The following is a 12,252-nucleotide window of genomic DNA, read 5'->3' as shown; positions in this document are numbered from 1 at the left end:
GACAGGCTTGCATTGGTTCCGCCCCACCATCAATTTCGAGCTCATGAGCGGACGTAAGCCACCTGTGCCATTTGTTTTCTGGATCATCTGGTTTGCGATCCTGAACGGGCTTTTCATCATCCTGTTCTTCGCCGCAGGAGGTATCCCGGAAGGCACGAACGAAGGCGAAACGCCAATGGGTCTCGTGCTGGTTGCCATGGCACTTGCGGCCGTTTCGATGGCGATTCGTTTTCTCCTGATCCCGAGGATCAAGGATCTTGCGAAACTCCTGCCTGCGATGGTGGTCGGCCTGGCGCTGGCTGAGGCGATAGGCATGATCGGCATGTTCGTCATACCCAAGAACCTGCCGCAGACCCAGATCGCCCTCTTCGTGACATCCGTCTCGGCGGTGCTTGCCTATGCGCCGTTTTATGTGCTTTCGCTCGTGGAACGCCGGAAAATGTTCTGATATCCTGGCGCTAGCGGCTTGCAAAGGGCGGGTTGATGCGGTCACTCTCCGCCCCTCATCATGTCGAACGAAAAGACCGCCATCACCCCGACCCGCGCCCAGGATTTCCCCGAGTGGTATCAGCAGGTCATCAAGGCCGCCGACCTTGCGGAAAACTCCGAGACGCGCGGCTGCATGGTGATCAAGCCGTGGGGCTACGGGATCTGGGAACTGATCCAGCAGCAGCTCGACCGGCGTTTCAAGGCGACCGGGCACCAGAATGCTTACTTCCCCCTGCTCATCCCGCTTTCGTATCTTGAGAAAGAGGCGGAGCACGCAGAGGGCTTTGCGACGGAGTGCGCGGTGGTCACCCACCATCGCCTTGAGGCGGTGAAAGATCCGGAGACCGGAAAAACGAAAATGATCCCGACCGGCGAGCTTGCCGAGCCGTACGTGATCCGCCCGACTTCCGAGACGATCATCGGCGCGGCGTTCGCGCGCTGGGTGCAGAGCTACCGCGACCTGCCGCTGCTCATCAACCAATGGGCGAACGTGATGCGCTGGGAGATGCGCCCCAGGCTTTTCCTCCGGACTGCCGAGTTCCTCTGGCAGGAAGGACACACCGCCCATGAAACGAAGGACGAGGCGCATGTGGAGACCCGCATGATCCACCGTTTGTATGAGGAATTCCTACGCGACCACCTCGCGATTCCCGTCGTGCCCGGCGAGAAGACCGAGAACGAGCGCTTCCCCGGTGCGGACATGACCCTGACCGTCGAGGCGATGGTGCAGGATAGGAAGGCGATCCAGGCCGGCACCTCGCACTACCTCGGCCAGAATTTCTCGAAGGCGCAGAACATCTGCTTCGCAAGTCGCGACGGGGTGCAGGAGTTCGCCCATACGACTTCATGGGGTGTTTCCACCCGCCTGATCGGCACGCTCATCATGGCGCACTCCGACGACGACGGGCTGGTGCTGCCTCCACGTGTCGCCACCCAGCAGGTGGTGATCATCCCCGTCACCCCGAAGGAGGATACGAAAGATGCCGTCCTCGCCGCCTGCCATGCGCTCGCGGAAACCCTGCGCTCCACCAAATCCTATCACGGCGATCCGATCCGCGCCCACGTCGATGCCCGCGACATCCAGGGCGGCCAGAAAAAATGGGAATGGGTCAAGAAAGGCACGCCGATCCGCATCGAGATCGGCCCGCGCGACATCGAGTCCCGTAAGGTCTGCGTGCAGCGCCGCGACAATGCCCCGACCGAGAAATCCTTCATGGAGAAGGACGAGTTCATCCAGTCCGTGACCGATATCCTGCAGGAGATCCACGACAATCTCTTCGCCCGCGCGCTCGCGTTCCGCGATGCGAACATTTCCGCATGCAATGAACCGGATGCCTTCCACGCCCATTGGGAAACGGAGAACCCCGGCTGGCTCGCGACGCCCTGGGCAGGCACGCCGGAGGAGGAGGACACGCTTTCCAAGCAGCACAAGATCACCATCCGCTGCATCCCGCTGGCCGATGCCGGGCTGCCGGAAGGCCTGCTCTCCAAGGTCGGCGACAAATGTTTCCTGACTGGAAAAAAAAGCAGCTCCGTCACCCTGTGGGGACGGAGCTACTAACAAAACACCTCTGACTGAGGATGGGGGGAGATCGGCTGTTCCCGGTGGGAACCGTAGGATCGTAACGCCGGGGGAAGGCGGTTCGATCCGTGTTGGGGGGAGTCCGCGTTGCGAACGACCACAAGCTGACAGGTTTTCTGCCTGCCAGCATCACGTGATCGCGTGTTTCTGGGGGATTTTTTTTGGTCTGGCAGAGCAAGAACGGAGCGTCATGCCTGCCGGGATTCGGCGGTTTTCCCCTTCCTGTCAGTCGAGCGTGACACGGATCTTGTAGAACGCCTTTCCGTCGGGCGGGGGCGCGGGGTCTTCGCAGGACATTTCCCCGTCGCTGCCGGGTAGGGTCGCGATCGGCTCCCATGACTCCTCTGCAAGATCGTCCGATCGGACGACCTGATAGGTGCGCCCGGCCAAGCCTTGCCAGCGGATCAGGAATGTTCCGGAACCGGCGGGGGATTCGGACAGGCCGCCGATTGCGTAGCGGGAGCTGGCGCTTTTCGGATCGGTCCCTGTGATGAATTCGTTCCTGTTGCTCTCACCGTCATCGTCGGAGTCCTCATCGGGATCCGCCCCGCTGTCGTCGCCGAAAAACCGGATCTCCCATTCGTTGGGCAGCTTGTCAGAATCGACATCGCGGGGGATTCCCGGATAGCCGATGCGGGTGTTCGAGACCGTGAACTGGTCGAAGTTCGCGTACTCGTCCTTTTTCGCCTCCCAGACCGGGCTGCTGCTGCCTCCGAAGAAGGTGCTGAAAAACACCCATGCGATCTCTGCGCTGGCGGTGTTGGAATCGCGGAACAGGAAGGCCGGGTAGTGCGCCGCTTTCTTGCCATCGAACCATCCCTCCATCAGCCCGTCGAACTGTCCGGGCGAGTTCATGCGCATGTGGATCTCGATGTGATGCCAGCGTCCGGGGACAAAGGTGGCCTGGAAGCCCTCCGTGTTCCACCAGAAGCGGGTGCCGGGGTTGTGGAGGTTGTCGGCGGGCACGTGGATGTAGAATTCGGCTTTCCCGTCCTCGCGCCACATCAGGCGGGTGGACCATTCGTTGCTGCGGTCGGCGAAGGAGCTCGCCCCGCCGAAGCCGGGCAGCTTGCCGCCGAGCACGAAATCAAAGCCTTTCTCGAAGCGCACCCAGTAGCTGAGGTAAAGGTCTTGCTGGTTCCCGCCTATGTCCACGAACCATTGGGCTCCGCTGTTGCCCGATTGCTTGCCGCCCTGGGGGTAGAGCACGCGCACCGATTTCCCGCTGGCATCGTAGGCGATGTCCGCATCCACCGCCAGCCTGCCCTCGTCCGGCCCGTTCGCCCATTTCGTGCCGGGCCAGAGCGGCAGCCATTCGTCATCGGTTTTTGCGCCCGGCGCGAAGGAGTCCAGCGTTTCATGGAGCAGGGTTGCGGGAGCGGGCGGGGTGATGGTTTCGTCCAGGGCAAAGCCGCCGAACTGGTCGTACAGCCGAGCGAGCGCGCCGGTGAATGCGGCGTTGTAATCGAGGGCCACCTCGTTTTTGACGAAGTCCGTGCGCACATCCGCATAGTCGTCGTTGGCCCCCGGCCCGCCGACGAGTGCTCCGTGGAGGATGTGGCGGTTGGTGGCTGGGGTGTTGATGTCGTTGGTGGTGGAGCCATGGGAATTGCGGTGGTGGGGGTTGATGGGCGGATTGTTGCCGAAGCCGCATACGTAGCTGCGACCGGCGGGATTCGAGCCGAGGGCGTATTCGATCTGGCTGCGGGCGAAGGTGCTGTAGCGGGAGTCCGGGTTGTTCACGCGATCCGCGTAAACGTAGGCGCAGAAGGCGGTGTTCGCGGCGTAGCGGAGGCTGCCCCATTGGTCGAGGCGGGCGAGTCCGCCGGGAGTGGTGGGGACTTTCTGGCCGTTGTGGCCGATGGACCACCAGTCGAGCCAGCGTTCGGCATCGGCCTTGTAGGCGGCGGCGCCGTCGAGCATGGCCATGAGGACATAGCAGCCGTATTTCTTGTCATCCCATGAAAGCGTCCACTGGTGGGGATGGTTGCCCGCGCCGCCGCCGGAGAGGGCGGGGTATTCCGCCTTGGCCTTGTCCATGAATGCGGCCTCCCCGGTGGCGCGGTGAAGCCAGATCGCGCCCCACACGAGCTCGTCCTGGAAGCCGCTCCATGAGTTGTAGAAATTCGCGGCATCGGGGATGGAGTCGCTGTATTTCCCCCTGTATGTGTCTGCAAAGGTGTAGAGGGCGCGGGCGTGGCCGAGGAGCTGGGTGGCGTAATCGGGTTGGGCTTCCCTGAAAAGGATGGCCGCCGAGGCGAGGGCGGCGGCCGTTTCCGCCGCGAGGTCGGAGCCGGGTTTGGTGGCATCGATTTTGTAGGCGGGACGCGCCATGGCCATGGCCTCGGCGCGTCCCCAGTAGGCGTGGTCGGTGTTGCCGTTTCCGACCTGTCCGTAAAAGGCGGCGGTGCTGCCGTCCGGGTTGCGCACGTGGCATTTCATCAGGTAATCGGTGCCCCATTTCAGATTCTCTAACAGGGTGTCAAGCTGACGGGTTTCCGAATAGGCCTGCCTGTATTCGATCCCGCCCCACGCGAGCATGGTCAGGCTGTGGGCCATGGGCAGGCCGAATTTCACATGGTCGCCCGCGTCGTAGAACCCTCCGCTGAGATCCATCCCGACATCGCTGCCGTCCAGTAGCGCGGAATCGGCGCGCCAGCGGATGCGGAAATCGTCGGGGATTTTCCCGGATCGCTGGGCATCGTAGAAGCGCAGGGATTTCTGGAGGGCTTCCGCAAAGTTGTAGGTGCCTGCCTGGGGTTTTCCTGCGGTGCCCGAGCCGCCGCCCTCCCCTTGGTCGTCGTTGAGAAGGGTCGCGATCGCCTGGGCTTTGGCGAGGGTGGCACCGCTCGGACTGGTGAGGGTGACGGTGAAGGTTTCGTTCGATTCTTGAGTGGTGTCTCCGGCAACCGTGACGGAGAGCTGCCTGGTGATTTCCCCGGCGGCGAAGCCGAGCGAGCCAGATGCTGCGGTGTAATCCCGCCCCGCCGTGGCGCTTCCGTCCGCGGTGGACCACCTTACGGTGACCGGCGTTTCGGCCGCCCTCGAAAGGGTGGCGGTGAAAACCATCTCGCGGCTCGTGCTGCCTTCGTTTTCCGATACATCGGCGATGGAGAGGGTGGGGGGGGTGCTGCCCGGCGGAAGGCCGTTGAAGGTGAAGTTGCTTGCCGGCGTGGTGTAGGGACCGATGGCGGTGAAGCCGAAGGAACGGGACGAGCCGGCGCGGATCCTTTCGTTTGTGGGGATGTTAGAGAAGGACTTGCGGGTTGCGGTGGAGGCTCCTTCCTCAGCGTTCCAGATGTTCGAGAAACCGATGGCGGGAAGATCGAAGGCGACAGTCCATCCGATGATGTCTGCCGTGCTGTTGTTGGTGATGACGATGTCCGCGTTGAAGCCGTCCTCCCATGTCGGTGTGCGGGCGGTGAAGGTGATGTTGACGGGTGCGGTCTGGGAAAGCGCGGTAGCCAGGGTGGCGGCGAGTGGCAGAAGGATTCGGAGCATCGGCTTTTGACTTAACCTGATGGAAACCCAGAAACCGGGCAAGTGGCCGAAAACTGCCATTCCCCCGGTCGGTGAGAAAAAGGCTTCCGGTTCCTTGCCCGTGCGCCTATCGAATGCCGGATGAAAAGAACGTTTCCGAAAACCGCATTCGCCCTGCTCACCGCTTGCGCAATCCCTGGGCAAGCTGTCCGTTCCGAGGGCGCGCAGCCGAATATCGTCATCCTTTTCGCCGATGACATGGGCTACGGGGATGCGGGCTGCTACGGGAATCCGCTGATCAAGACGCCGAACATCGACAGACTCGCTGCGGATGGGATGCGTCTGACATCGTTCGTGACCGCATCGTGGTGCGTGCCTTCTCGCACGGAGCTGATGACGGGCCGCTATATGCCTAGAGTGGATTTCAAAGGCGGCACCGGATCGGATGGAAAGGGCGGCTTGCCGGATTCCGAGCTGACCTTGGCCGAAGGGCTGAAGGCGGCGGGATACGCCACCCACATGATCGGGAAATGGCACCTCGGGTACAAGGAAAAGCGTTTCCTGCCGGTGTACCAGGGCTTCGACACGTGGTTCGGGCTGCCTTACTCGAACGATTACATGAGGCCTTGGGTGAACACCGACGAGCCGCTCGGCCTCTACCGGGGCGAGGAAATGGTCGAGCATCCCTTCGATCAGGATCCCCTCACCACCCGCTACACGGAGGAGGCGGTTTCGCTGATCGGAAAGAGCGGCGCAGTGCCGTTTTTCCTCTACCTCGCATATTCCATGCCGCACCTGCCGCTTGCGGTTTCCGAGGGAAGGCGAGGGAAATCGGCAGCGGGTCTTTACGGGGATGTGATCGAGGAGCTGGATTGGAGCGTGGGCGAGGTGCTCGCTGCGCTGGAGGGAAAAGGGATCACGGGAAACACCATCGTCATTTTCCTCTCCGACAACGGGCCATGGATCGAGATGCCGCCGCGAATGCTCCAGGCGGGGAACAAGAGATGGCACGCCGGATCGACCGGGCCGCTGCGAGGATCCAAGGCCAGCACCTACGAGGGCGGGACGCGTGTTCCGGCGCTCATCCGCTGGCCTGTGGCAACCAAGGCCGGGCAGGTGAGGGCGGATCTCGTCGGGATGCCCGACATCTACCGAACCCTGCTCGGTGTCGCCGGGGCGAAGCTCCCGGAACACGTGCTGGACGGATATGACCTGACGGATTTCCTCGCCGGGAAAGCCGATCTGTCCCCGCGTCCCGATTACTATTATTTCAACGGCAAGCTGGAGGCCGTGCGCTCGGGGGACTGGAAGCTGCGGACGACATCCGGCAAGCCGGAGCTTTTCAATCTCAGGACGGATGTTTCGGAGCGGATCGACCGCGCTGCGGAGCTTCCGGAGAAGGTGGCGGAGCTTCGCGGGCTGATGGAGAAGATGGCGCAGGAGGTCGGTGCCGGGATTGCCGGAACATGATGCCATTTCCCGAAAGACCGCGAAACGGGCGCACGTATCTTGCAAAATGGAACATTCCGACAACCCACAAGACACAGACCGCCGCAGTTTCCTCAAGGCAGGAAGCCTTGCAACCGCAGCATCCCTCCTCCCGGAATCGGCCTCCGCGCAGGATGGCGGCAAGGAAATCAAGGTCGCGCTCGTCGGCTGCGGAGGGCGCGGCACAGGCGCCGCCTCCCAATCGCTCAATGTCCCCGGCACAAAGCTCGTGGCGATGGCCGATGCTTTCGGCGATAACGTCGGGCGCGCCTATGAATCCCTCAAAAAACAGTTCGGCGACCGCGTCGATGTCCCGGAGGAGCGCCGTTTCAGCGGGTTTGATGCCTACAGGAAAGCCATCGACGCCGCCGACCTTGTCCTGCTCTGCACCTCTCCCGGCTTCCGCCCGCAGCACTTCGAGTACGCGGTGGAGAAAGGGAAACACGTTTTCATGGAGAAGCCTGTGGCCGTGGACGGCCCGGGCATCCGCAAGGTGATCGAGGCTGCAAAGGCGGCGGACGCAAAGAATCTCAAGGTCGTCTGCGGCCTGCAGAGGCGTTACCAGAACAGCTATCTTGAGACCCTGGAAAAGATCAAGGAAGGCATGATCGGGGATATCTCCGGCGCGCAGGTCTATTGGTCCGGCGGCGGCGTCTGGACGCGCGACCGCAAGGAAGGGATGACCGAAATGGAATACCAGATGCGGAACTGGTTTTACTTCAACTGGATCTGCGGAGACCACATCTGCGAGCAGCACATCCACAACATCGATGTCAGCAACTGGTTCCTCGGCGGGCATCCCGTCAAGGCGAACGGAATCGGCGGGCGGACCAAGCGAATCGGCAAGGATTGGGGCGAGATCTTCGACCACCACTACGTCGAATACACCTATGCGGACGGGACGATCACCAACAGCCAGTGCAAACACTGGAACGGCACGTGGTCCAAGGTTTCGGAAACGATCGTCGGCACCAAGGGCAGCGCGACACCGGGCGTGATCAAGGATCGCAGCGGCAAGATCATCTGGCGTTTCCGCGGGGAGAACAACAACCCCTACCAGACGGAGCACGACGTGCTGGTGAAGCACATCCTGGAGGATAAACCGATCAACAATGCGTTCTACACGGCGGAGTCCACTCTCACCGCGATCATGGGGCGCATGGCGACCTACTCCGGCGCGGAAGTGACCTGGGAGCAGGCGCTGAACTCGGATCTCGACACCATGCCCAAGGTGCTCGCATGGGATGCCGATCCCGGCCCGAAACCGGGGCCGGACGGCCTTTACCCGGCACCGATCCCGGGTGTGACGAAGGTTTTCTGATCCCGTTCAGGGATTCGCCTTTTTCTCGATCTGGGATCTCAGCGATCTCAGGTCGGTGTCTATCCTTTCCAGCAGGGAAAGCAGTTCGGGATCGGCATTTGCGGTAATCTCGGGTGCGAGGGATAGCTCCTGCATGGTGGAGACGATGATGCCGATGAAAAGGTTCAGGATCGTGAAGGTGGCGACGATGATGAAGGGCACGAAGAAGGCGAAGGCCCACGGGTGGGTTTCCATGACGGGGCGGACGATTCCCATGGACCAGCTTTCAAGGGTCATGACCTGGAAAAGTGTGTAGAGGCTCGCCCCTAGGGAACCGAACCACTCCGGGTGTGTTTCGCCGAAGAGGCGGGTGGCGAGCACGCCCATGGTGTAGAAGAAAATCGCCATTACGGCCATGACCCCCGAGAGGCCGGGGATGGAGTGGACGAAGGCTGCGACGACCTTTTCAGGCTTCGGCACCGCGGTGAGCAGGCGAAGGACCCGGAGGACGCGCAGCGAGCGGAGAACGGCCCAAACCCCTGCGCCGGGCACGAGGGCGATGGCGACGACCAGGAAATCGAACACGTTCCAGCCGCTGCGCCAGAAATGGGAGCGGTAGCAGGACATTTTCACCGCAAGCTCGGCGACGAAGACAAGGAGGCAGAGCTTGTCGAGGATGAGCAGGAGCCCTCCGAAGGATGCCATGGCGGCCTTGCTGGTCTCAAGGCCGAGGATGAGGGCGTTGAGCAGGATCACGGCGATGACGAAGCCCTGCACGTTCTTCGACTCGATCCATTTCGCCGCGCTTATGCGGCGTGGCGAGACATTGTTGCCCTGGAGCAGGCGGAGCAGGTCGGATTCACTCATTGGTAAGGAAGATCTATCCGAAAATCATGCCGTATCAACCACGATCCACGCAGGCGGCGGTGGCCATCGCATCGGACTCCGCGGCGGTGGGTGCGATGATGGTGGCCGTGCGCGCCTCGGTGAGGCCGAGGCCGGTGCGGGGGTCGATGATGTGGGAGTAGCGCTTGCCTCCGATCTCGATGAACTGGTGGAGGTCGCCGGAGGTGGAGACGGCGGAGTTGTTGAGTTGGAGCGGGGGCTTGGCGGTGCCGGAGTTTATCACGGCGACGAGCCAGTGATCCTTCCCGGGCGGCGGATCGCCGACTCTGACATCGCCGCCGCAGGTGATGGAGGTGCGGGGGAGTCCGTGTTTCTTGAAAACGGCAAGCATCGCATCGGCCGCCTGTCCCTTGGCGATGCCGCCGAGATCGAGGCGCATTCCCGGGACGGTGAAGGTGAGGGTGCGCCCCTTTTCATCGAGGATGAGATTGTTGTAACAGGATGAGGCCATGGCCTTGGCAAGGGCTTCGGGATCCGGAAGCGACTTGCGGCGGCGGGACTCGCGCCAGAGCTTTGTAAGGGGGCCGAGGGTGGGATCGTAGTCCCCGTCCGTTTTCCTGGCGTAATGCTGTGCCTGTAGTAGGAGGGGGAAAAGGGTTTCGGAAACCGGATGGGGTTTCCCGAAGGGTAGCTTGGAAAAGGAGAGCAGCTCGGAGTCCGCGATGTAGTCGGAGGCGGCGGCATTGATCGCCTCTGCGGCGGCGAAGGCTTGGGCGGAGGCTTTTTCGGCGAGGCCCGTGTCGTCGGCGTACGTCTTGATGCGGAACAGGGTGCCCATGAGGGGCCGTTCCGTGGAGTGCGGTTGGGCACGTGCAATCGCTGGAAGGAAAGCGGCACCGCAGAGAAGTTGGATGGTTTTCCTGCGGGTGGTCATGGTGGGAGGGGTGGCGGGACGCCGCCATCACGGCAGCTACTCGGCTTCGCCGGGGCCTTGGTTCCAGGCTTTGTGCATTTCCTCGACGCTGGGTGTGACGAGCGGTCGGATGATGCGGAAGCCGAGCCATGAGGCATCGGTGTAATACCAGAGGGATTTCGGGATCTGGGGATCCTGGATCTTGAGATCGGTGGATGTCTGGGCGCGTGCGGCGGAGCGGAGCATTGCGGCATCGGCATCCCAGTGACCGCCACGGAAGACGGTGGGGTGGCGCTCCACTGGTGGGTTCCACGGATTTTTTACGCCGTCAGCGAGCTTCGCATAGGCCTCAGGGATATATTGGTCGAGGGTGAGCTCTGCGACATTTCCGTGCATGTCGTGGAGACCCCACGGGTTCGGTTTTTTGGTGCCGACTTTCTGGTATTGGAATTCCGAGTTGTCGGCGAACCATGCGTAATCGCCGAGCTGTGCTGCATCATCGCCGAAGGAGTATGCGGTGGTGGTGCCGGCGCGGCAGGCGTATTCCCACTCCGCCTCGGTGGGGAGGCGGTAGAAGTGACCGGTCTGGGCGGAGAGCCACTCGCAGAATTTGTTTGCGGAATGGTAGGTGATGCCGACGGCGGGATATTCCTTGGAGTATCCATCGCCCATCGAGAAATGCATGGGCATGTAGGGCGGGGTGGGCTGGGTGACGGTGTCCACGAGGGTCTCGCCTTCCTTGATCTCGGGAGGCTCGGCGCTGTAGATGTCTGAATCGCGGTTGAGTGTGCCGTCCTTGTTGCGGGATTTTCCGTTCTCCATGAAGGGGCGGTAGATGTCCCAGGTGGTTTCCAGCTTCGCCATCCAGAAGGGGGCGATGGTCACTTCCTTCTGCGGGGATTCGTCGGGCTTGTGGCCTGTCTCGGAATCCGTGGATCCGATCCTGAAGGTGCCGCCGGGGATGGGGATGAGATCCACGGTGGCGTCCCCTGCCAAAGGGATTTTTTCCGAGTATGCTTTCATGGCATCCACACTGAGATCCGGAGTGGCGACGATTTTTTCGTGGATTGCCTTGGTGGTGGGGAGGAACTGGGGATTGGGGGGGTCCGCGGCCGGGGCGAGGGTGGCTGCCGCCAAGCCCAGCGCGAAGGGCAGGGCGAGCAGGGATTTTTTCCCGAAGGAGCCGACGAGCGATGCGAAATCGAGAGGCTCGGCTTCTTCGGCGTTGAGGATTGCCATTTTCTGGAGGGAAAAAATTTCGGAGATTCCTTTTTTGGAGAGGTCTAGCATTGCGTTCATCTGTTCGGAAGTGAATACGGCCTCCTCGCCGGAACCTTGCACCTCCACGAATTCCAGTGCCTCGGTCATGACGATGTTGAAATCGACGGTGGCGGCCTTGTCCTCGGGGTAGTTGAGATCGAGGACGGGTGTGTCTTCGTAGATGCCGGCGGAAACGGCGGCGACGAGTTTCTTGAGGGGGAAATCCTTGATCTTGCCCTCCGCCATCATGCGGTTGAAGGCGATGGCGACTGCCACGCAGGCTCCCGTGACGGATGCGGTGCGGGTGCCGCCGTCCGCCTGGAGGACGTCGCAGTCGATCCAAAGGGTGCGCTGGCCGATTTTTTGTAAATCCACCACGGCGCGCAGCGAACGGCCGATGAGGCGCTGGATCTCCGAGGAACGGCCATCGAGCTTGCCGCGGGAGATGTCGCGGGCTTTCCGGTCGTGGGTGGAGTAGGGGAGCATGGAATACTCCGCCGTCAGCCAGCCGCCGGAGACTTTCTGGTAGCGCATCCAGCCGGGCACACCTTCCTCGATGGTCGCAGAGCAGATCACCCGGGTCTCGCCGAAGCAAACGAGGACGGAGCCGGTGGCGTTCGGGGCGACGTTGGGATGAAAGGAAATGGGGCGGAGCTGGTCGCTGGCGCGGCTGTCGGGGCGGGTCATGGCGGGAAGATCAAAGGCCGAGCCGGAAACATCAAACATCAAATTGGGGATTTGGAGAAAGGTGTTCCTTCAGTTCCAGGCGGTCTTCCGTATGCGCTGAAATTTTCTTTAAGGTACGTTAACTATTAACTAGACAAAATTTAAAAATTTAATCACTTTTACTCGTCGCCGTCCTCAAGTCCAAAAAAAGATGGTGTGAAATTTTCC

The 12,252-nt window shown here is 61.7% G+C and carries 8 protein-coding genes and 1 pseudogene; 4 read left to right on the top strand and 5 right to left on the bottom strand.

The genetic code is table 11. The annotated features are described in order from the left end of the window. Positions 1 to 43 precede the first annotated feature (43 nt). Both HZ994_04335 and HZ994_04330 read left to right on the top strand, forming a co-directional pair. Positions 44 to 448, top strand: coding sequence for a hypothetical protein (locus tag HZ994_04335; GenBank protein QTN31583.1), 405 nt, complete (start codon positions 44 to 46; stop codon positions 446 to 448). A gap of 60 nt (positions 449 to 508) precedes the next feature. Then, positions 509 to 2,050, top strand: coding sequence for a proline--tRNA ligase (locus HZ994_04330; protein QTN31582.1), 1,542 nt, complete (start codon positions 509 to 511; stop codon positions 2,048 to 2,050). A gap of 246 nt (positions 2,051 to 2,296) precedes the next feature. On the opposite strand, the gene HZ994_04325 is transcribed toward HZ994_04330, so the two are convergent. After that, entirely contained in the window at positions 2,297 to 5,572 is a 3,276-nt protein-coding gene (locus tag HZ994_04325) for a glycoside hydrolase family 9 protein (GenBank protein ID QTN31581.1), read from the bottom strand. Between the two features lie 120 nt (positions 5,573 to 5,692). Here HZ994_04325 and HZ994_04320 point away from each other — a divergent pair, with 120 nt between their 5' ends. Both HZ994_04320 and HZ994_04315 read left to right on the top strand, forming a co-directional pair. After that, positions 5,693 to 7,021: a sulfatase gene (locus tag HZ994_04320; protein QTN31580.1), complete on the top strand. Its 1,329-nt coding sequence runs from the start codon at positions 5,693 to 5,695 to the stop codon at positions 7,019 to 7,021. A 46-nt stretch (positions 7,022 to 7,067) separates the two neighbouring features. Next, on the top strand, positions 7,068 to 8,360 hold the full coding sequence (locus HZ994_04315) for a Gfo/Idh/MocA family oxidoreductase (GenBank protein ID QTN31579.1): 1,293 nt from the start codon (positions 7,068 to 7,070) through the stop codon (positions 8,358 to 8,360). 6 nt (positions 8,361 to 8,366) lie between these two features. On the opposite strand, the gene HZ994_04310 is transcribed toward HZ994_04315, so the two are convergent. The 4 genes and pseudogenes from HZ994_04310 to rph form a co-directional block, all read right to left on the bottom strand. Then, the gene (locus HZ994_04310; GenBank protein ID QTN31578.1) at positions 8,367 to 9,206 is read right to left on the bottom strand and encodes an ion transporter; all 840 of its coding nucleotides are present in this window, start codon (positions 9,204 to 9,206) and stop codon (positions 8,367 to 8,369) included. A 34-nt stretch (positions 9,207 to 9,240) separates the two neighbouring features. After that, on the bottom strand, positions 9,241 to 10,119 hold the full coding sequence (locus tag HZ994_04305) for an FAD:protein FMN transferase (protein ID QTN31577.1): 879 nt from the start codon (positions 10,117 to 10,119) through the stop codon (positions 9,241 to 9,243). Between the two features lie 36 nt (positions 10,120 to 10,155). Then, positions 10,156 to 11,121 carry an SUMF1/EgtB/PvdO family nonheme iron enzyme gene (locus HZ994_04300; GenBank protein QTN34315.1) on the bottom strand — a complete coding sequence of 322 codons (966 nt, stop codon included), beginning with the start codon at positions 11,119 to 11,121 and terminating at the stop codon, positions 10,156 to 10,158. 207 nt (positions 11,122 to 11,328) lie between these two features. Next, positions 11,329 to 12,045, bottom strand: a pseudogene (gene rph, locus HZ994_04295) (ribonuclease PH). Between the last annotated feature and the right edge of the window lie 207 nt (positions 12,046 to 12,252).

It is taken from the genome of Akkermansiaceae bacterium (assembly GCA_017798145.1).
In the GTDB taxonomy this organism is placed as follows: Bacteria; Verrucomicrobiota; Verrucomicrobiia; order Verrucomicrobiales; family Akkermansiaceae; genus Luteolibacter.
The sequence above is the reverse complement of the archived record's forward strand: the minus strand, read 5'-3'. Positions and strand labels throughout refer to the sequence as shown.